Source organism: Robinsoniella sp. RHS (assembly GCF_001029355.1).
In the GTDB taxonomy this organism is placed as follows: domain Bacteria; phylum Bacillota; class Clostridia; order Lachnospirales; family Lachnospiraceae; genus Robinsoniella; species Robinsoniella peoriensis.
In genome coordinates this window covers 1-22,012 of the sequence record NZ_JNGB01000120.1, presented here as the reverse complement: position 1 = coordinate 22,012, position 22,012 = coordinate 1, and the positions used below count along the sequence as shown (strand labels likewise).

The window sequence follows — 22,012 nt, the reverse complement described above, 5'->3', positions numbered from 1 at the left end:
GACGGTATTACAAATATTACCGATGAGTCAAACCGGGAAGGTATGCGTATTAACATTGAGCTTCGCCGTGATGTGAATGCCAATGTTCTTCTGAATCAATTATACAAGCATACACAGCTGCAGGATACTTTCGGTGTAATTATGCTTGCACTTGTAAATAATGAGCCAAAGGTTATGAACATCCTTCAGATGCTGCACTACTATATCCAGCACCAGGAAGAAGTCGTTACCAGAAGAACCCAGTATGAACTGAATAAGGCAGAAGAACGTGCCCATATTTTACAGGGATTACTGATTGCTCTTGACAATATTGATGAGGTAATCCGTATTATCCGTGCATCAAAGAATGCTCAGATTGCAAAAGAAGGATTAATTGAGCGATTTGGTTTATCAGATGTGCAGGCGCAGGCTATCGTAGATATGAGGCTGCGTGCTCTGACAGGTCTGGAAAGAGAAAAGCTGGAAAATGAATTCAAGGAATTAATGGAACGTATTACTTACTTAAAATCTATCCTGGCTGACAGAAACCTCCTGCTTGGAGTAATCCGTGAGGAAATTATTATCATTCGCGATAAGTTTGGGGATGAGAGAAGGACTTCTATTGGTTTTGACGAATTTGATATCTCGATGGAAGACCTTATTCCAAGAACAAATGTCGTGATAGCAATGACAAAATTGGGTTATATTAAACGTATGACCATCGATAACTTTAAGAGCCAGAACAGAGGCGGGAAAGGGATTAAGGGAATGCAGACCATCGATGATGATTATATCGAGGATCTGCTGATGACATCTACCCATCACTATCTGATGTTCTTTACGAATACCGGAAAAGTATACCGTCTGAAAGCTTATGAAATTCCGGAATCCAGCAGAACCGCAAGAGGTACGGCTATTATTAACCTTTTGCAGCTGGCTCCTGGAGAGAAGATTACCGCTATGATCCCGATTAAGGAATATAAGGCGGGCAGATATCTGTTTATGGCAACTAAGAATGGTATTGTGAAAAAGACACCGATCAGGGATTATGCAAATGTCAGAAAAACAGGACTTGCTGCGATCAGTCTTCGTGAAGAGGATGAACTGATTGAGGTTAAAACTACAAATAACGAAAAAGATATTATTCTTGTTACGAAATACGGACAGTGTATCCGTTTCCATGAGACAGATGTAAGAAGCACCGGAAGAACATCTATGGGTGTTATCGGAATGAGCCTGTCCCACGGAGATGAAGTAATTGGAATGCAGCTGAATACCCAGGGTGAATACCTGATGATTGTTTCTGAAAAAGGTATGGGCAAGCTTACCCATATGAATGAATTTACGGCACAGAACAGAGGCGGTAAAGGTGTGAAGTGCTATAAGATCATGGAAAAGACTGGCAATGTTATCGGTGTTAAGGCCGTTAATAAAGAAAATGAGATTATGATAATCAGTACAGAAGGTATTGTAATCCGTATGATGTGCGGTGACATTTCTGTTCTGGGACGCGTAACTTCCGGCGTGAAGCTGATTAACATGGATGTGGATAATGACATTATGGTTGCCAGCATTGCAAAGGTAAGGGAAAGTTCTAACCAGACGGAAGAAGATATGCTGAAATCTCTGGAAGAAGAATTGCTGGAAGAAGAATCTTTGGATGGTGAAGTTGTAACAGCAGGTGATACAGCTCCGGAAGAGGAGGCAGAAGCATCTGATTCTTCAATTGACAGTCTGGTAGAGCGTGCATTAGAAGAAAAGGAAAAAGAAGAGCAGGAAGCGCATGAGAACGGTTCTGAAGAAGAATTACAGGATGGACAGGACGAGTAATAAGCAGTACTCTTTTTAGTAATTGGAGGCACATTATGAATATACGCAGATTGCTTGCAGTCTGGAGTGCAAAGTTTATTGGATTTGCATGCAGGTTAACCGGAAAACAGGGAGTTACGCTTGCAGGGCAGATAGCCCTGAAGCTGGACCCTAAGATTTTGACAGAGCTGGCAGGTGAGGTAAGGGAAAAAGTATTTGTTGTCTGCGGAACCAATGGGAAAACAACAACAAATAATCTGCTGTGTTCTGCCATTGAGGCAGAAAAGAAAAAAGTAGTCTGCAATCATACGGGCTCAAATATGTTAAATGGTGTAGTCTCGGCTTTTGTACTTTCGGCAGGTATGAACGGACATCTGGATGCTGACTATGCCTGCATTGAGATAGATGAAGCATCTACCGTGCGGATTTTACCTCACTTTAAACCGGATTATATGGTTCTTACCAACCTGTTTCGGGATCAGCTGGACCGGTATGGAGAAATTGATATTACCATGAATCTGCTGAAAGATGCCATGCATATGGCACCGGACATGACTGTTATCGTAAATGCAGATGATGCCCTGTCGGCATACCTGGCTATGGAAAGCGGTAACGCTTATGTGACTTACGGAATCAGTGAACAGGTTTTCGAAGAATCCAGTGTCAATGAGATCAGGGAGGGAAGATTCTGTAAAAAATGCGGAGAAAAGCTGGTTTACCACTTTTACCATTACAGCCAGCTTGGAGATTATGAATGCCCATCCTGTGGATTTAAACGACCGGATCCGGATTTTGATGCATCCAATATATACGCAGGCGGAAAGCTGGCTTTTGATGTGGAAGGCAGGCATATAACTGCCAACTACAGAGGATTCTATAACATCTACAATATTTTAGCCGCGTATACGGCCGCCAGGACCGCAGAAATGAATTTAAAACACTTCAATGATGTCTTATATAGGTTCAACCCTCAAAATGGCCGTATGGAGCAATTTGAGATTGACGGAACGCATATTATGCTGAACCTGGCGAAGAACCCGGCAGGGTTTAATCAGAATATTTCAGCGGTCATGGAAGATGAGACAAAAAAAGATGTGATTATTCTGATCAATGATAATGATCAGGACGGCATCGATATCTCATGGCTCTGGGACGTGGATTTTGACCGGTTTAAGGATGCAGATGTCAACTCCATTACAGTGAGCGGCATCCGCTGCCAGGATATGAGGCTGAGGCTGAAATACGTGGATATTCCATCTGCGCTGGAACCGGATGTAGAAAAAGCGATTCAGGAACGCATAAAGAATGGGACAGGCAATCTGTATGTGCTGGTTAACTATACGGCGCTTTACAGTACCCGCAATATTTTGAAGAAGCTGGAACAAGGTTAGAATATAGTGCAAGCTTGCTTACGCTATTCATTGGGAGGAAAGCATGAAGATCATTATTGGACATCTTTATCCGGATTTGTTGAATCTCTACGGGGACAGAGGTAATATCCAATGCATGATGAAACGCTGTGAATGGCGTGGAATTGAAGCAGAGACAATTGAATATCAGCTTGAAGATGAGATCGATTTTTCCAGGCTGGATATTGTCCTTCTGGGCGGAGGTTCCGACCGGGAGCAGATGCTGGTATGTGAAAAGCTGAAAACGATCCGCAGCGATTTTAAGAATTATGTAGAAGATAACGGCGTAGTAATTGCAATCTGCGGCGGATACCAGCTTCTGGGCAATTATTATATGACGGATGCCGGGAATATAGAGGGGCTGGGACTGGTAGACCTGCATACAGAGCAGGGAAGGGACCGCCTGATTCAGAATATTGTTATTAAAAGTGAATTGTTCGATACTCCGATTGTGGGATTTGAAAATCATGGAGGCAGGACATTTATTAATAAAAACAAGCCTTTGGGTAAAGTACTCTATGGATCCGGAAATAACGGAGAGACGGGATACGAAGGCGTGATTTATAAAAATGTGATCGGCACTTATCTGCATGGTCCGCTGCTGCCCAAGAATCCCAAACTTTGTGACTACCTCATTTCCAGGGCACTGGAACGCAGATATGGGGAAATTGTAGAGTTGGAGCCGTTGGATGATACGCAGGAAATGGAAGCAAATCAGTATATTGTAAACCGGTTTGCAAAAAGAGGAAATTAACAATTGGGATTTTGACAGGACTGTATGAAAACAGTCCTGTTTTTTCTTTGTTTTGTTACTTTTTGTTTGACTTTCTGTTGTTTTTAATCTATAATTAATAAAAAGATTTTACAATAACGATGTAATGCGCATCAGGAATAGGAGAGGGTAAAATGTTAGCAAACTTAAATGATGTATTGTATCCGGCAAAAAAGGGCAAATATGCAGTTGGTTTGTTCAATGCAGTTACGCTGGAGTTGGCAAGGGGGATTATTGCAGCGGCTGAAGAGACAGGATCTCCGGTTATTATGGGGACCGCAGAGGTTCTGCTTCCTTATGGTCCAATGGAAGAGTTGTCATATTTTTTAATTCCTATGGCTAAAAAGGCAAAAGTGCCTGTTGTCATCCATTTTGATCATGGACTGACAAAAGATGCCTGTCTGAAAGCTTTAGATCTGGGATTTTCATCGATTATGTATGACTGCTCTACGGACAGTTATGATGAAAATGTAGAGAAGGTGAGAGAAATGGCGGATATTGCCCACTCTTACGGAGCTACTATTGAAGGTGAACTGGGACATGTAGGAGATAATGAGGGCTCACATGAAGGCAGTTCCCACATGGAGGACCCGAGTAAATTCTATACAGATCCGGCACAGGCTAAAGATTTTGTAGATAAGACAGGAGTAGATGCTCTGGCAATTGCCGTAGGAACGGCGCATGGTGCCTATAAGCTTCCTCCAAAACTGGATTTTGAACGTATTAAAACAATTGCGAATACCATTGATGTTCCCCTGGTGCTGCATGGCGGTTCGGGACTGAAGGATGAAGATTTTAAGAAGGCAATTAATTGCGGAATCAGCAAGGTTAATATATTTACGGACATTAATATTGCAGCTGTAGAAGCAGAGTTCCGGGCATTTGAGTATATGGAAAAAGGGATTATAGACCTGGTGCCTGCAGCGGTGCAGGCAGTTAAGATGGAGGTCCGAAAGAAAATGGAATTGTTCGGGTCCGTGGGACAGGTCTATAGTAATAAAGCAGATATTCATGCGCTGATTGAACAGGTAGTGAAAGAAGTAATGGCGCTATATAAAAAATAGATCCCTAATTATTTAAGTAAAGATCTTACAAGGGAGACACAGGAAGAGATTTCTAAAAAGCAATCCTCTAAATGTGTCTCTCTTTCTATGGTGTAAAAACCCTTATAGGAAATACTTTTCAATGTTTTTATCCATTTTGGTATATCAACCGAACCCTTTCCAAGAGGAGTTTCTAAAAAATAATCGCTGAGCCGGAAGTCCTCAATTCCACCCTCTGCAAAATAGTTGTAAATAAATGCCGGATCTGTTTTCTTCAGCATGATGCCGTCTTTTACATGAACATGCACGATTTTATTATGTAATTGAAGTACACCCATGCAGGGATCATCTCCCGTAACCATTACCAGGTTGGCAGGATCATAGTTAACTGCAATGTGGGGACAGTTAATATCCGTTAAGAACTGTTTTAAGTCAGGGACAGTTTCGGAACCCGTTTCCAGTGCAACGCTGATCTCACAGGCTTCCCCAAGTTCATTCAGGCGCTTACAGGCATCGGAAAGGGTATGCCAGGTCTTATTTTTTTCATTTGGAATCACCCCTAAGTGTGTGGTAATTATGGAGCAGTCCAGTTCTTTTGTCCACTGCATAATTCTTTTGGTCTTTTGGATACGCTGCGGATTATCGGATTCGTTTGCAAATCCGTGTCCCCCCAGGTCAGCGCATACAGCACTGACAGTTAACCCGGATTTTTGCAGCTGTTTACGAATGTTTAGTTTTTCTCCTGTACTTAAATTGTCGCAGTCTGATATTCCTGTGCCTCCGTAAAACTGGACTCCGTCCGCCCTGCATTTTGCGGCAAGTGCAATAGCTGATAAAATGTCCGTGTGAAATGATTCCAGCATAACGCCGATTTGATTCATAGTAACCTCCATTTCTGATTGGATTCCAGAAGCTTGTATACCTCAAAATAGGAATAGCGGTATGCAGTTTGCTGGAATACATGAACCTGTTTCAAAATTATCTGTATCTGAATGTGTACGGAATGTATTACAGAATATATTACAGAATAAGTAGTGACATTTTACAGGCAGTTACCAGTTCTTTAAGGACAGTGCATATTCCGAGGGTGTAATTCCGGTAATTTCTTTAAAGCGTCTGGAAAAATAATAGATATTGTCAAATCCTGTTTTTTCTGCAATCTGTGTAAAGGTATAATTACTCTCCTGAATCAGTCTTTTTGCTTCGCCAATCCGAATTCTGGTCAGGTAGGATATAACGGAGTATCCGGTCTGTTCTTTAAAAATTCTTTTTAACTGGGAGATGCTGATTCCGGCAATTTCAGCCAGTTTTTTCAATGTTAATTTTTCCTGGTACTTTGTTTCCAGTAATGAACTGATTTGTTTTACAGCTGCTGCATGATTTTGCAGTTCATTTGACCGGATACAGCGTTCCCGTATCCCAATGCTGTCGCCGTGCCGGTAGATACAGATAATCAGCTGTTCAAGGCTTGTTTTTAACAGCTGGTCACTGCCAAAAGGAGCACTGGCTTTCTTTTTCATGTTGATATTGGGAGGAGCTTTTTCAAATGATTCATAAGAAAGTTCCGATTCATTAACCACATTATGAAGGCATTGTTTTTCGCTTTGGTTTAAAAAAAGTATTTTATGCCTGAAATTTTCCATGCAGGGGCTGTCACATACAAAGGATACTACAATGACATTTGAGCCCCCGTGTCCCGTTTCCTGAAATTTATGAAACTCTCCCGGCTGATGAAAAGCAAGTTCACCAGCCTTTAGTAAATAACGCCTTTCACCGGCTGTAATTACAAGTTCACCCTGGTCTGCATAAATAAATTCCCAGAAGTCATGGCTTTCCCCTGAAAATAAAAAGTTTTTCGGAAGTTTGTAGTAAGAGATATTAATAAGCGCCGAAATGGATACTACGGTTTTTAACTCATATTTGTTATATTGTACCAACAAATCCCTCTTTTCTATAGTGCCTGAGCTAATAGTATAAAAACAGTGACGATTATGGTAAGGTATATTTTTAAAAATGATTTATAATTAGGTTTATAAGAATTATATATGGATTTTGCAAGGTTGTAAACAGAAAATATGAGATTCAGGAAAGGAGAATATTATTTTGAAGAAATCTATTAGTATCTGGTCATTTCAGGAAAGTGATGTTCGAAAGTGTATCAATCTTGCTTCTAAGGCAGGATTTCAGGGGATTGAGCTGGCGCTTGACAGTAACGGGGATGTGGCATTGGATACATCCGAAGAACAGCTGCTGTTAATCAAAAAAGAAGCAGCAGACAGTGGAATACAGATTCACAGTGTAGCAAGCGGACTTTATTGGGATTATTCTTTTACATCAAATGTAGAAGATGAAAGGAAAAAGGCATACGAGATTGCCGTCTGCCAGATAAGGACAGCCAAGATTCTTGGAGCTGATTCAGTGTTAATTATTCCGGGAGCTGTAGGCGTGGATTTTATGAAGGAACGCGAGGTAATACCCTATGATACTGCTTATGAGAGAGCTTTGGCAGCATTTCAAAAGCTGAAAGCAGTAGCTGAAGAATATGAGATTCAAGTTGGAATTGAAAATGTATGGAATAAATTTTTAGTATCCCCCCTTGAAATGAGAACATTTATAGATCAGATAGACAGCCCGTTTGTAGGATCTTATTTTGATGTGGGAAATGTAGTATTTAACGGATATCCGGAACATTGGATAAAAATTCTGGGAGACAGAATTAAAAAGGTTCATTTTAAGGATTACAGGAGAGAAGCCGCGGGACTTTGCGGGTTTGTGGATCTGTTGGCTGGGGATGTAGACTGGAAGGGGGTTATGCAGGCATTTGAGAAAACAGGATATGACGGATGGTGTACTGCGGAAATGCTGCCTCCCTATAGCCAGTATAGCGATCAGATTATCTATAATACATCAGCGTCAATGGAACGCATATTCAGAAAGGAGTAGGCCATGTTAAAAATCGGATTAATAGGAGCAGGATATATGGGAAGCATGCATGCAGCATGTTATAAGGCTCTGGTTGGAGAAGGTGTAATGATTGCGGCAGTTGCTGATATACGTCAGGAGTATGCAGTGAAGGCAGCAGAAGCATTTCAGGCAAAGGTATATGGGGATGGTATGGAATTAATTGCAGATGGGGATGTGGATGCCATTGATATCTGTCTCCCTACGTACATGCATGCAGAATATGCAGCAGCCGCAATGAAAAAAGGAAAGGCTGTGTTTGTTGAAAAACCGGTATGTATGAAAAAAGAGGAAATGGATCTTTTATTAAAACTGGAGGAGGAGACAAAGGCTCCCGTTATGGTAGGACAGTGCATTCGTCTCTGGAGTGAGTATGCATGGCTGAAAGAGACCGTGAGTAAAAATGTTTATGGAAAAGTATGCTCTGCTGTATTTAAGAGAGTCAGTCCTGCACCAACCTGGGCATGGGAAGGATGGCTGCAAAAAGCAGAATGCAGTGGGACGGTAGCCATGGATATGCATATTCACGATGTAGACTATGTAAGATACTTACTGGGAGATCCAAAAAAAATGCAGGCAAGCGTATCCAGAGATGGAACAGGAATGATACAGCAGATATTTGCATCTTATGATTATGGGAATCTTCCGGTTACTATTGAGGCATGCTGGGATTATCCGGAAGCTTTTCCGTTTGAAATGTACTACCGCATTAAATTTGAGGAAGCTACGGCTGTATTTTCTTCTGCTGCCAGCCCTTCCCTGGTGGTCTACCCGAAGGATGGAGGAAGAATTGTTCCGGAGCTTGAGAAAGAGTTTGAAAGTGAAAATGATATTGGTGGAAATGTATCCTCACTTGGCGGATATTACAATGAGCTTAAATATTTTACGGATCGGATTAAAGCTTCAGAGCCGCTGACTATTGCTACTTTAGCAGAATCTGTGAAATCAGTGGAGTTGGTGTTAAAGGAAATTGAAGAAGTCGGAGGGATGATTGTCAATGGATAAAACATATGGGGTAGCCCTGATTGGCTGCGGACATATGGGAGAGGCTCATATCAGCAATATTTATTATAAAACAAATGTGAGGATTGAATATGTCTGTGACCTGGACAGGAAAAAAGCAGAGCTGTTTCAAAAAAAGTACGGAGCACATCTGACCAGCAGCAATCCTATGGAATGCATTGAGGATAAGGCAGTGGACATTGTAATAATTGCGACTTACCCCAGCACTCATTTAGAACTGCTGTCTCTCTGTCTTAAAAATCATAAACATGTTCTCTGTGAGAAACCAATTGCAGGGAGCCGGGTGGAGGGAAAAGAGTTTCTGCGTCAGGTAAAGGAGCACCCGGAATGCAAGGTATTAATCGGGCATATCCTCCGTCATAATGCCACATATCAGAAAGTGGCGCAGATGATTCAGAATGGGGCAGTTGGAAAACCGATTGCATTTCGAATGGTGCAGAACCACCATACAATGGATTGGGAAAAGTATAAAAGGATGCTTGGTGAAGCATCTCCCCTTTTGGACTGCGGTGTGCATTATGTAGATATTATAAAATGGTTTACCGGTTCTGACGTAAAGAAAATAGCTGCCTCCGGTGCCAGAACAGAACCGGACCTCCCAGAGGGAAGCTTTAACTATGGAATGATGATGATAGAATTAAAAGATGGGTCCGCAGGGTACTATGAGGCAGGATGGAGTAATACGCTGTCTGCCGATAATCTAAAAGAATTTTCAGGTCCCAGGGGGAGTATCCGCATTATTTACAGAAAAGACAGACAGACCCATCAGGAGGAAGGGGATTTAATTGAGTATTATAAATATCCGGAAAAAGTATATGAAATGATTAATGTACAATGTCAGAGAAAGCCAACGGGGCTTCAGTTTGACCATCTGGTAAAAATGATTGAAACCGGTTGTGATGCTGTACCTACCATAGATGAGGTATATGAAAGCTTTGAAGTATGCCTAAGGGCACAGGAGCAGGTTGCAGGGGATAGTATGTAAGTTGTAGGGGAGCAGCGGAAACAGACAGGACAGATATCGGTCCTGACTGTTTTTGCTGCTTTTATATTTTTGTTTATCCTGATTTTATGTTTGTTTAATTTACGTTTATCTTATTTTTTTTTATTTTTGATGAATAAATACATATATTAAAAATGATTTATTAAATCACTATTGATTTCTTAAAAACAGAAGATATGGATAGAAATCAGTGTTACGCATGGTTAAAATGTGTATAAATATGGAAATTAATAAGCATATTTTAGATGATACGACGGAATAATATTATAAAATTATTTTAAAAATGTATTGACAATAGATAAAATATAGAATATTATATAAAAATAAGATAAGGGAAAGGAATTATAAATAAAAATGATTTAATAAATATAAGACAGGAGGAACTAAGATGAATGTTTTGGCGGTGGGGTGCCATCCGGATGATTTGGAAATTGCATGTGGAGGTACACTTGCAAAATACGTGGATCAGGGCGCAGATGTTTATATGTGCCATGTAGCAAATGGAAATATGGGACATGTGGAAATTTTACCGGAACCATTAGCAAATCTGAGGGCGGTGGAATCGGAAAGTGCCGGAGAGGTACTGGGAGTAAAAAAAGTATTTAATCTGGATATTGGAGATATATTGGTAAACCGGTTTGATTATGAAGCTGTGGATGCGCTTGCAGATATTGTTAGATTTGTCAAACCGGATGTGATTATAACTCATAATGATATGGATTATATGCAGGATCATATCGAGACAAGCAGACTTGCATTTAACAGCAGTTTTATTGCAACACTGGCACATAAGTCCGTGCAATATGCGGCATTTAATGAATTTGTGCCTATTTATTTTATGGATACACTGGCGGGGGTAGATTTTATTCCTACGCATTATGTAGATGTTACCAAACAGATAGACAGAAAGTTAAAAGCTCTGGAGTGCCATGAATCACAGATTAAATGGATGCTGGAACATGACGGAATTGACTTTCTGGATATGGTGAGGACCTGCTCCAGATACAGGGGGTATCAGTGCGGGGTTGCATATGCAGAAGGGTATCGGCCGTGTACCGTCTATCCAAGGATGACCACAAAACAGTTACTGCCATAATAGACGTTAGCGGCAAAAACATTAGCAAAAACCATGTAATGGAAGAAAGGACAGGATCTTATGAAGATTAATTTTAACGAAACAGTTGGGGGAAGTTTATTAGAAGGATTTTATCCAAAGGGATGGGATATGGAGAAGATTGATGAGTGCTGCAGCCATAGCCCGAAGGACATTGCAGAACGACAGGATTTCTGGAATCCGGATTTTGATATCGCAGCTTGTAAATCGGTGGAAGAATTCAATGTAAAACTGGGACATGAAATTGCCCTGGAGATTAGGGAGTCAAAAGAAAAAGGACAGACACTGGCACTGATTTTACCAGTTGGGCCTATGGGTATGTATGAATGGATCGTCTATTATCTAAAGAGATGGAATGTCTCCTGTGACCATCTGTATTGTTTTAATATGGACGAATGGGCTGATAAAGAAGGCAATACGCTGGACAGCACGGATCCGGGTTCCTTTCAGTATGCAATGGAAAATGCATTTTATAATCCATTGGGAGAATTAACCGTACCTGAATCCCACAGGAATTTTGCAACACGGGAAAATCTGCCTGCATATCCTGAGAAAATCAAATGTTTAAAAGAGCAGGGAGCAAGACTTGTAACAGTTTACGGTATTGGAAGGATGTGTCATATTGCATTCTGGGAACCGCATTTTGCAGCGGAGTTTGATACAGATGATGACTGGAAAGAACAATGCTACAGGAAAGGTGCATTACTTCATCCATTGACAATTGAACAGAATGCCATTACCAGCTTTAAGAGCAGGACATCCCTTGTGCCATGTACGGCTAATACCATTGGACCCGGTTTATTCCTTCAGTCTGACAGGATGATCGGAGGAGCAGACGGTGCATTTACAAGAGGAATGCAATGGCAGGGAATGTCTCTGTGGATGACTCTGCGTTATGGACCTTCAAGATGGGTTACTTCTTCTTATATTCCTACAGTTCCCGGAACACTCCTTTATCTGGAGGAATTGGCCGGGCCATTGGTAGCAGAATGTAATTAAGGAGGAGATCTATGGGTGCAAAAAGTAATTCACATGGAAAAAATGTTATGGAAATTCTGGCAAAATTCTCAAAGGATTATATGTCCCTGGTTGCCATATTGTTAATTGGAATTGTCTTTTCCATTGCTTCGCCTTATTTCTTCAGCGGATCAAACTTTGCAAATATTTTGCTGCAGTCTTCTACAGTTGGAATTGTAGCGATTGGTCAGGCACTTTTGATGATTACGGGACAGGTGGATTTATCACTGGGGTATAATGTCTGTCTGACAGGCTGTGTATTTGCGTATACAATGAAGTTTTTAAGCTTTAATCCCTATCTTGCTATTGTTGTTGCTTTGATTTTAGGTTTTGCAATTGGGGCGGCAAATGGTGCACTTGTGGCTTATTGTAAATTACCGGCATTTATTGCCACACTGGGTCTTCAGAATGTTTGTAAAGGTCTGGCAAAAATTATCACTAATGCTACGCCTATTGCTAATCTGCCAAATGAAATTTCCTTTATTGGAAGAGGATACATTGCAGCAATTCCTATTTGTGTTGTCATAATGATTCTTTTGTACATATTATTTTCATTTATTATGCGGAAAACAAAGTTTGGAAGAAATGTGTATGCGGTAGGAGGCGGAACGGAAGCAGCTTTCTATTCGGGAATTAATACGAAAATGGTTATATTTTTATCTTTTGCAATAGCAGGGCTTTTGGCTGCTGTCTCCGGTGTTGTGCTTACCAGCAGGTTAAATTCCGCAGCAATTACCAATGGAAACCTTTATGAGTTTGATGCTTACATATCTGCTGCCATTGGAGGGGTCAGTCTGGCAGGTGGAAAAGGAAAAATTATTGGGGCTATGTTTGGTTCTATTTTCCTGATTACATTCTTTAATGGAATGACAATGTTGAATGTAGATCCGTTCTGGCAGGACGTATTAAAAGGCGTCGTACTGATTATTGCAATCGGCCTGGATGTATTCCGTAACAGGAGAAAGCATTAATACGCCAAAAGGAGGGGGTTTACATTGAAAGATATCATACTTGAATTAAAACATATTACGCAGGAGTTTCCGGGTGTGAAAGCTCTGGATGATGTCAGTTTTGAAATTGAGCGCGGTAAAATACATGCACTGGTAGGTGAAAATGGTGCCGGCAAATCTACGTTAATTAAAGTATTGGCAGGTATTAATGTACATTATCAGGGAGAAGTGATTTTTGAAGGTAAAAAGTTTGCTGTTAAAAATCCATATGCTGCAAAAGAGTATGGAATCAGTGTAGTCCATCAGGAACTAAAACTGGCAGAGACATTAACCGTTGCAGAAAACATTTTTCTTGGACGCTTAAAGATGGCAAAGGGAATGGTTGACTGGTCAGGCATGAAGAAACGTGCAAGACAGATGTTGGATGATCTTGGTGTAGATCTGGATGAGAATGAGACAGTAGACAATTTATCCGTCGCTAAAAAGCAGATTGTAGAAATCTGTAAAGCTATGAATTATGACTGTAAAGTGCTTGTTATGGATGAGCCATCCGCGGTACTTACCGATAAAGAGCTGGATATTCTATTTGAAATCATTGATAAACTGGTTAAGAAAGGCGTTACGATTATTTATATTTCTCATAAAATGGATGAAATCTTCAATATATGCCAGAATGTAACAGTTTTGCGGGATGGAAAGCATATTAAAACCATGTCTTTAGAAGGGGTGAAAAGGCAGGAATTAATCAGTCTTATGGTAGGCAGGGATATGGGAATGGAATATCCCAAAGAAATTATTAAAATTGGGGAACCAATCCTGGAAGTGGAGCATTTGACCAGGGAGGGAGTATTCAGAGATATTTCCTTTAAACTTAAAAAAGGAGAAGTACTTGGAGTATCAGGTCTTGTTGGATCAGGAAGAACTGAAATTATGAAGGCAATTTTGGGAATCGATAAGACTACTTCTGGAACGGTAATTTTTAAAGGGAAACAGATTGTGAACAAAAACTTTAAACATGCAATACAGCGGGGGTTTGGCCTTGTGCCGGAGGATCGGAAAAAGCAGGGGCTGGTACAGATTTTCTCAGTCAGTGAAAATATCTGTATGGTAAATCGCAAAAGTGTCATTGAAAAGGGCTTAATCCGAAATAGACTGGTTAAAAAAATATCCCATGAATATGTGAAAAAACTTAATGTGTCTACACCGGAGATCAGCACGGAGGTTCAGTACCTCAGTGGGGGAAACCAGCAAAAGGTGGTAATTGCCAAATGGCTGCTGCAGGACAGTGAAATTATTATATTGGATGAACCTACAAGGGGAATTGATGTAGGAGCCAAATCTGAGATTTACAGGCTGATTAACCAGCTTGTGAAGAGTGGAAAGAGCGTGATTATGATTTCCTCAGAATTACCGGAAATCATTGGTATGAGTGATAGGGTAATCATTATTCACGAGGGCAGGCTCGTGGGAGAACTGTCAAGGGAAGAACTTTCCCAGGAAAAAATTATGTCACTATGTGTTTAGCTGTTTTCCATTGTAAAGGAGAGTGGCAATCAAAGGGTCCGGACAGATCACGAATTTAAAAACTGTCGGAGGGGTTTTAAACCAAGGAGGAAAAATATGAGTAAAATGATGAAGAAGGTAATGGCTTTATTATGTACAGCTTCTATGAGTGCTGCTATGCTGGCTGGATGCAGCAGTGGAAATGAAAATCAGACTTCGAAAGCTACGGAAGGAGCAGCAAAAGAAACCACAGCTGCAGCCGGGGAGACAACAGCGGAAACCCAGAAAGAGACGGCAAAAGCTGCTGATAATGGGGAAAAGAAAAGAATTGGAATCAGCCTGGTATATAAAGGTGATGAATGGTGTGCAGCTGTGGATCAGGAATTTAATAAGCAGGCAGCAGATTTCGGTTATGAGGTAAATATCCAGGATGGAAATCTGGATAATGAGACACAGGTTAAACAAATTGAGAATTTTATTACCCAGCAGTATGACCTGATTGCAGTTGATCCGGCAAGTCCTGAAGGTATTATTCCGGCATTGGAAAAGGCTACACAGGCGGGAATCCCTATTGTAGTATTTGATTCTGCAACTACTTATGAAGGCATTGTCTCCTATGTATCCTGGGACAGTTATGAAACAGGTACTTTGATCGGTGAATATCTCCACGGATTAATCGAAAAGGACCATGGCGGAAAAGCCAACATTGCAGTTTTAACTATGGCAAGTCCAGTCAACATTGCAGATAGAATAAAAGGTGTAAAGGATGCTTTAAAGGATCTGGATATTACTTATGTAGCAGAACAGGAATACGAAGGAAACCGTGAAAAAGCTGCAAATATTATTACTAATATTAAAGAAAATATTGACTTTGTAGTATCGGGTCAGGACAATGGCGCATGGGGAGCGGTATCAGCATTGCAGGCACTGAATAATACTACAACAAAATGCTATTCTATGGGTGCTTATGGTACAGAACCATTTGATGCATTAAAAGCAAATGATTCAAATTATCAGGGTACAGTAGCAGTATCTCCAAGCAAACTGGTAAAGGCTACTTATCAAGTTATGGATGACTATTTTGCAGGAAAGACAGATATTCCGAAAGTTGTTAATATTGATCTGGATTTGGTAACTACGGATAACATCAATGAATATCTGAGTAAATAGTGTTTGTAAGGCTCTTTATCTGTACGCCGGTTAAAGAGCCTTATTTGCATTTAATTGTTAAAGTGAGCGACTCTCTGTGAGTGATGAAAGTAATAGGGTTGAGAGAAAATTATGAGATAGAAAGGAAGCCACGATTTGATTTTTTCAACCTTTTAAATGTGGCGGTATTGCAGGTAAGCCGGCAATATGCATTGGGTATAAAAATGAAAGATATTGTAAGATGGGGGATTGTAGGAGCGGGTGGAATAGCAAGAAGAAGGACGATTCCTGCTATTAATGAAATATCAAATGCATCGATTCAGGCAGTCATGGATACCAATACCAACGGAATGATTGACCTGATGAAGGAATACGATATTCCGGATGTATATGGCAACATAGATGATATGCTGAGAAATGCAGATATAGACGCGGTATATATTGCGTCTCCGGTACTATTTCATAAAGAACAGGCAATTAAAATTTTAGAGGCAGGAAAACATCTGTTAATTGAAAAACCGCTTGGAATTCATGCATCTGCCGCAAAAGAAATTATGGAGTGTGCCAAAACAAAAAATGTCTGTGCCGGTGTGGCAATGGTTATGCGTTTTCATGATGGACATCAGAAGATAAAAGAGATGATAGGTCACAAAGATCTGGGGGAAATTGTTTCCTGCAGAGGTCAGTTAACCTGCTGGTTTCCGCCTATGGAGGGAAATTGGCGTCAGAATCCGGCGATTTCCGGTGGTGGAGCACTTATGGATATGGGAATCCATTGTATAGACCTTATGAAATATCTGATGGATGACCGGGCTGAGAAAACAGTGGGAATAATTGAAAATAAAAGTTTTTCTTATCCGGTAGAAGACTCTGCTTCCTTTATGCTGAAGATGAAAAAAGGTGCGACCTGTTATATTGATGCCTATTTTAATATACCGGATCAGGCTGCAAAATGCTTTCTGGAAATCTATGGTACAAAAGGAAGCATTATTGCAAATGGCACGATTGGACAGGATGGTTGCGGAGATATAAAAGTATACATCGAGCAGGAAGATAAGGGGTATGAGAGTAGCCAGGTTAGGAATAAGCAGGCAGAAGCCGTGACCATGGAGTTTGAGCAGGTAAATATGTATGCAAAGCAGCTGAGCGAGTTTTCGGAATGTATACTTACAGGAAAAGAGCCCAGAACCACGATGGAAGACGCTTATGATACGATGAAAATTATCGATGCTGTATATGAGTCTGCAAAAGAAGAAAGGGTGATCTATCTTTAAAATTAAGAAGGAAAAGGAATTTGCTTTTCCTTCTTAATATCTAGTAGTCCATAAAGCTTAAATCCCCGATAAATTCTTGTCTATTTTCCAAACTTTATGGACTACCAGACAGATCATATTATATCGTCAGGTTTCCGGTAAATAACTGGTCTAATATAACACAGACAGATCCGTAAAGAGGACTATTTTCCTCAAATTTTGTCTTATGCAGAGTTATAGTGCGGTTATTGCGAAAAATACTGATCTGGTTCAGGGTATAGGCTATAGAAGCCAGTATTTCATCCGGAAAATATACGGCGGAGTGACCAAATACCACTGTACTAATATCAATTATATTAATCAGGTTATTAAGAGCATAGGCAAGCTGATCAGATATGTTTTGCAGAATGGAGTATGCTTTCACTGAAGTAGTGCAGTATTCCATGGTTTCTTTAAAGGTGGTCAGCCTGGTGCCGCAGGCTTCATTGATTCTGTGAATGATAACAGGAGCACTGGCATACAGTTCCAGGCATCCGCGGTTGCCGCAATTGCATTTGGGACCTTTAAAATCAATGGTGGTATGTCCAAGTTCTCCGCAGGAGCCGGTAAGGTTATTTAACAGCTGCTTATTTGAAACAATGGCGGAAGCTATTCCATTTGTAATACCAATATACAGGAAGTTTTCTTTTTGCTGTCCAATGCCATAGTACATTTCGCAAAGAGCGGCTGCCTGCATATCATTTTTTACATACACGGGAATATCAAATCTGGGGGACATATAACTTTTAATGTCCATTTCTTTAATATTAAAAAAGTTAGTTACATTTTTGATTACGCCGTGGATGGTATCTACAACACCGATCGTGGAAATACCAATACCAAGTACCGGACGTTCTGTCAGGTGAAGGAGGTATTCAGCCAGACGATATGCCTTTTCCAATATGGATTCGGAAGTTTCATTTTCCTCAAAGTCTTCCTGTTTTGCTGCTACCAGCTTCAGACTTAAATCACTTAAGATTCCAAAGAGAAAGTCTTTTGAAATCCAGATTCCTGCTACAACAGGAGAAGTAGGAGAAATGGTAAGGATTTTTGGTGTCCTTCCCAGATTTTTGGAGTCAGAGGAAGCTTCTGATTCAACAATAATATTCTGCTGTAATAGTTCAGAGGTAATATTGGTCAGCGTCATGGAAGTAAGCTTTGAACGCTGAGCAAGACTGTTTCGTGTGGTACCATTTCCGGTGGCAATCAATTGTAATATTAAAGCACGGTTATATTCTTTTACGCCGATAAGGTTTAATCCTGATTTTTTCATAACGTTTTATCCTTTAATTTATAAAAATATTTTATTATATATATTGTAACCTATTTTTCAAAGTGTGTAAACCACCAAAAAAGCAAATCAGTATTTAAGAGGAGGGATTGGAATATGGGAAGAGATTATTTTAATCGCAGAAACTATGGATGCAGAATAAAAGAATTTACAATCAATGGGTATCGCCATATGTCATTAGAAAATAACCTGATAAAAATAGGTATAGCGTTGGATAAAGGGGCAGATATCTATGAATTTTTATATAAACCAAAGGATATTGAGTTTATGTTCAGTTGGGGAACTCATATGGACAGAGATATTGTGCCTGGGATCGCGTCCGGCAAAGGAAATTTTATGGATTATTATGAAGGCGGATGGCAGGAGTTATTTCCGGGAATAAGCTGTGGAGAAGGGGTAAATGGGGCTGAAATGGGAATGCATGGAGAGGTTGCTCTGCTCCCCTGGAACATGGATGTGTTGGAGGATTCAGAGAAAAAGATTACAGTAGAGTTATCGGTAGCGACCCTTCGTTTTCCGTTTATTCTGAAAAAGACACTGACACTTCTGGAAAATGATTCAGTTCTTTATGTGGAGGAAGAAATTATAAACAGCGGTGTGCAGACAATGCAATACCAGTGGGGGCACCATCCTGCAATAGGAGGTAATTTTCTGGATGAGACCTGTGAGATTATAGTAAAAGGTACTCCGGCTGTAAAGGGGGTACAGGCAGACCTGGGTTCGGTAAGCTGCCTGGAAGCAGGTCAGGAAGGTATCTGGCCTGTAGTGACGGACCAGTCAGGTAATCCTTGTGATTTAAGCAAAGTAGAGAAAAAGGAAAGTAAAACATACAGGGAGTTTTCCTTGTCAAATTTAGAAGAAGCGGAATTTATTGTTAAAAACAACAGGCTGCAGATCGGATTTGGAATGAGATGGGAAAAGGATGTATTTCCACATTTATGGGTATGGCAGATGTATGGAGGAGGATTTGATTATCCATTCTACGGAAATGCATATACATTGGCATTAGAGATGTGGAATTCCCTGCCCGGAGGTCTAAGTGAAGCAATAAGGCAGAAAACAGCACCCTCTATAGGACCTTCTGAAAATAAAAAGACGAGGTTTCAGGTTTTTGTAACATTACCGGATGAAGCGTAGAAGAAAGAGCGGTTTCAGTTTGGAAGAAAATTACTTTCACACTGCTGATTAAGAAATAGCGCAAGCCAGTTTGTGCTATTAAGGAGGATTAAGAATGGAACAATCGTTAATGGAAAGATGCCTGGATGAGGAAAAACTATATCAGTTTACATCTTTTTCTCATAAAAATGCTTTTGATTTGGGAATGGAGATGCTAAAGGTAAGCCAGGAAAAGAAAGAAACAGTAGCAATTGAAGTAAAGATAAACCAGGTAAGTGTTTTTAAATACCTACCGGATGGAACCGGAAAGTTTCATGAAATGTGGCTGAAAAGAAAAAGTAATATGGTGGAAGTAATGGAGATGAGCACTCTGAGAGCATATGCCCAGCTGGAAGAAAACCAGGAAGATATGATTAAAGACTGGTTTTTAGAGCCAGAAGATTATGCTGCCTGTGGAGGAGGGTTTCCAATACGTTTAAAAGGAGGAAGCGTAATAGGATCAATTTGCGTTTCCGGGCTTCCTCATTTAGAAGATCATGCAATTTTAATAGAGGGGATAAGCAGATTCTTGGATAATTAGATTTTTTTATAAATGCAATAAAATGCAAAGTAAAAGTTGACAAAAATGAAAATGGAGTATAAGATAAAGATATAAAGGCAGTCGCCTTCACAAGCGTGACTTCCACTATGGTTAATTAAAAATAATCACCCACTACTTTGGCGGCAGGGGTGATTATTTTTTTGTATCTTTATGTTTAGAGTAAATAAGGATATTACAAATTCAAAAAAAGCGTAAATAAGTAAATGAAAGATAGTATGTGATCTGACTGTCGTAGGCAGATCAATTGTTTATAAGAAATGAATTAATTTCAAATAAATGCAAAGTAAAAGTTGACAAAAACTAAAATGGAGTGTAAGATAAAGATACAAAGGCAGTCGCTTTCACAAGCGTGACTTCCACTATGGTTAATTAAAAATAATCACCCACTACTTTGGAGGGCAGGGGTGATTATTTTTTTGTATCTTTATGTTTAGAGTAAATAAGGATAGCAACGATTAAAGAAGCTACATTTATGATAATCATAAATTCTTCGTAAGTACTCATTATACCACCTCCTATCGGAAGTGGGAATCACCCTTGCAGAACGACTGCCTAAGTAAAGTATAAAACAATTAAATTAAAAATGCATTGAATTACAAATTCAAAAAAAGTGTAAATAAGTAAATTAAAGATAGTATGTGATCTGACTGTCGTAGGCAGATTAATTGTTTATAAGAAATGAATTGAAATTGATTATAAATAAATGCAAATTACAAGTTGACAAAAATGAAAATGGAGTGTAAGATAAAGATACAAAGGCAGTCGCTTTCACAAGCGTGACTTCCACTATGGTTAATTAAAAATAATCACCCACTACTTTGGATGGCAGGGGTGATTATTTTTTTGTATCTTTATGTTTAGAGTAAATAAGAATAGCAACGATCAAAGAAGCTACATTTATGATTATCATAAATTCTTCGTAAGTACTCATTATACCACCTCCTATCGGAAGTGGGAATCACCCTTGCAGAACGACTGCCTAAGTGAAGTATAAAACAATTAAATTTAAAATGCATTGAATTACAAATTCAAAAAAAGCGTAAATAATTAAATTAAAGATAGTATGTGATCTGGCTGTTATAGGCAGAGCATTTGAGCCAAACATATAGTTAATTAGTGTCGGCTATACTTGATTTGAACCAAATAAACATATCATGTAAATTAAATTTACTTTTATAAGTCCCTAAAAAGTAAAAAACCCTTCTTTTCTGACACGAAATCTTACCCAAACAGCAAAAAAAGTTACTTTTTTTGCAGGGACAGAAAAATATTACCTCAAAGCGAAATATTTTACTCTAGTAAATTTGTACATCCATTGTTATTCTAAATGTGAACAATTTGTGAAAAATTTAAAAATGAATTTGTTCATGAAATTAGGAAGTGAAAAAAATGATGAGTGAAAATGAATGAAGGACTTAAAAATCGTTATGTTAACGAAAAAAAGTCTTCAGACCATCATATTCCCCGCAAAGATATGATCTCATTTTCTAAATAAACAGTAATAAGTTTTTCATAATGTGTACATTCGTACATGCTTATTTCTGTCATCCTTTATTTCCCATAAAGTGTTTCACTTCCTAATAAAACTGAATAGTGGAGGTAGAAGTCGTGAAACTAAGAAGAAGATTATTGTCATGTTTATTGGCTACAGCAGTGACTGTAACATCAATCACACCGATAACCGCAGCAGCTTCCCAGGGGAATTTGCAGATTGGCAGCTTAAAGGTAAATTATTTAAGTGAACCATTAGGTATTGATGATTCGCAGCCTGTATTTAGCTGGATCTTAGCATCTGATGGGTATGATAAAGGACAATCCGCATATCGTATTGTTGTATCCTCAACCAGAGAAGGTGCAGAGAAGCACGAAGGTGATGTGTGGGATTCAGGAAAAAATGAAAATCAAAACAACTATAATATTACCTATCAGGGGAATCCGCTTCTATCCCGTACACCTTATTACTGGGCTGTTCAGGTCTGG

General features: G+C 39.6%; 19 protein-coding genes. 16 read left to right on the top strand and 3 right to left on the bottom strand.

Annotation, left to right across the window (positions count from 1 at the left end):
- The 4 genes from RHS_RS24760 to RHS_RS24745 form a co-directional block, all read left to right on the top strand.
- On the top strand, nt 1–1,809 hold a 1,809-nt coding region (locus tag RHS_RS24760; protein ID WP_047834683.1), incomplete at its 5' end, for a DNA gyrase C-terminal beta-propeller domain-containing protein.
- 35 nt (nt 1,810–1,844) lie between these two features.
- Nucleotides 1,845–3,179, top strand: a complete 1,335-nt coding sequence (locus RHS_RS24755) for a MurT ligase domain-containing protein (RefSeq protein WP_047834682.1) — start codon at nt 1,845–1,847, stop codon at nt 3,177–3,179.
- Nucleotides 3,180–3,222: 43 nt separating this feature from the next.
- Nucleotides 3,223–3,951 (top strand): type 1 glutamine amidotransferase, encoded by a 729-nt coding sequence (locus tag RHS_RS24750; RefSeq protein ID WP_027295406.1) that lies wholly within the window; start codon nt 3,223–3,225, stop codon nt 3,949–3,951.
- 152 nt (nt 3,952–4,103) lie between these two features.
- Nucleotides 4,104–5,033: a class II fructose-bisphosphate aldolase gene (locus RHS_RS24745; RefSeq protein ID WP_047834681.1), complete on the top strand. Its 930-nt coding sequence runs from the start codon at nt 4,104–4,106 to the stop codon at nt 5,031–5,033.
- Between the two features lie 8 nt (nt 5,034–5,041).
- On the opposite strand, the gene RHS_RS24740 is transcribed toward RHS_RS24745, so the two are convergent.
- Both RHS_RS24740 and RHS_RS24735 read right to left on the bottom strand, forming a co-directional pair.
- On the bottom strand, nt 5,042–5,893 hold the full coding sequence (locus RHS_RS24740; RefSeq protein WP_395023519.1) for a sugar phosphate isomerase/epimerase family protein: 852 nt from the start codon (nt 5,891–5,893) through the stop codon (nt 5,042–5,044).
- A gap of 171 nt (nt 5,894–6,064) precedes the next feature.
- Nucleotides 6,065–6,949 carry an AraC family transcriptional regulator gene (locus RHS_RS24735; RefSeq protein WP_047834679.1) on the bottom strand — a complete coding sequence of 295 codons (885 nt, stop codon included), beginning with the start codon at nt 6,947–6,949 and terminating at the stop codon, nt 6,065–6,067.
- 166 nt (nt 6,950–7,115) lie between these two features.
- Here RHS_RS24735 and RHS_RS24730 point away from each other — a divergent pair, with 166 nt between their 5' ends.
- The 9 genes from RHS_RS24730 (at nt 7,116) to RHS_RS24690 (ending at nt 17,006) form a co-directional block, all read left to right on the top strand.
- The gene (locus RHS_RS24730; RefSeq protein ID WP_047834678.1) at nt 7,116–7,955 is read left to right on the top strand and encodes a sugar phosphate isomerase/epimerase; all 840 of its coding nucleotides are present in this window, start codon (nt 7,116–7,118) and stop codon (nt 7,953–7,955) included.
- Between the two features lie 3 nt (nt 7,956–7,958).
- Complete coding sequence (locus tag RHS_RS24725) at nt 7,959–8,978, top strand: Gfo/Idh/MocA family protein (protein WP_047834677.1); 1,020 nt, start codon at nt 7,959–7,961, stop codon at nt 8,976–8,978.
- On the top strand, nt 8,971–9,981 hold the full coding sequence (locus RHS_RS24720) for a Gfo/Idh/MocA family protein (RefSeq protein WP_027295412.1): 1,011 nt from the start codon (nt 8,971–8,973) through the stop codon (nt 9,979–9,981). Before RHS_RS24725 ends, RHS_RS24720 begins: the two co-directional genes overlap by 8 nt.
- Nucleotides 9,982–10,387: 406 nt before the next feature.
- Entirely contained in the window at nt 10,388–11,095 is a 708-nt protein-coding gene (locus tag RHS_RS24715) for a PIG-L deacetylase family protein (protein WP_027295413.1), read from the top strand.
- Nucleotides 11,096–11,155: 60 nt separating this feature from the next.
- A complete protein-coding gene (locus tag RHS_RS24710; protein ID WP_047834676.1) occupies nt 11,156–12,112 on the top strand; it encodes a 6-phosphogluconolactonase in 957 nt (318 codons plus the stop codon).
- A gap of 11 nt (nt 12,113–12,123) precedes the next feature.
- On the top strand, nt 12,124–13,101 hold the full coding sequence (locus RHS_RS24705) for an ABC transporter permease (protein ID WP_083267494.1): 978 nt from the start codon (nt 12,124–12,126) through the stop codon (nt 13,099–13,101).
- A gap of 24 nt (nt 13,102–13,125) precedes the next feature.
- A complete protein-coding gene (locus RHS_RS24700) occupies nt 13,126–14,604 on the top strand; it encodes a sugar ABC transporter ATP-binding protein (protein ID WP_047834675.1) in 1,479 nt (492 codons plus the stop codon).
- Nucleotides 14,605–14,700: 96 nt separating this feature from the next.
- A complete protein-coding gene (locus RHS_RS24695) occupies nt 14,701–15,753 on the top strand; it encodes a sugar ABC transporter substrate-binding protein (RefSeq protein WP_047834674.1) in 1,053 nt (350 codons plus the stop codon).
- Nucleotides 15,754–15,836: 83 nt separating this feature from the next.
- Nucleotides 15,837–17,006 (top strand): Gfo/Idh/MocA family protein, encoded by a 1,170-nt coding sequence (locus RHS_RS24690; RefSeq protein ID WP_395018136.1) that lies wholly within the window; start codon nt 15,837–15,839, stop codon nt 17,004–17,006.
- A 118-nt stretch (nt 17,007–17,124) separates the two neighbouring features.
- On the opposite strand, the gene RHS_RS24685 is transcribed toward RHS_RS24690, so the two are convergent.
- Complete coding sequence (locus RHS_RS24685) at nt 17,125–18,297, bottom strand: ROK family protein (protein WP_027295419.1); 1,173 nt, start codon at nt 18,295–18,297, stop codon at nt 17,125–17,127.
- Nucleotides 18,298–18,411: 114 nt separating this feature from the next.
- On the opposite strand from RHS_RS24685, the gene RHS_RS24680 reads away from it, so the two are divergent.
- From RHS_RS24680 to RHS_RS24670, 3 genes are all read left to right on the top strand, one after another.
- Nucleotides 18,412–19,452: a DUF4432 family protein gene (locus RHS_RS24680; RefSeq protein ID WP_044297731.1), complete on the top strand. Its 1,041-nt coding sequence runs from the start codon at nt 18,412–18,414 to the stop codon at nt 19,450–19,452.
- 94 nt (nt 19,453–19,546) lie between these two features.
- Nucleotides 19,547–20,011 (top strand): heme-binding protein, encoded by a 465-nt coding sequence (locus tag RHS_RS24675; protein WP_044297730.1) that lies wholly within the window; start codon nt 19,547–19,549, stop codon nt 20,009–20,011.
- A 1,629-nt stretch (nt 20,012–21,640) separates the two neighbouring features.
- Nucleotides 21,641–22,012, top strand: a 372-nt coding sequence (locus RHS_RS24670) for a hypothetical protein (RefSeq protein ID WP_047834673.1), incomplete at its 3' end; no start/stop codon positions are given.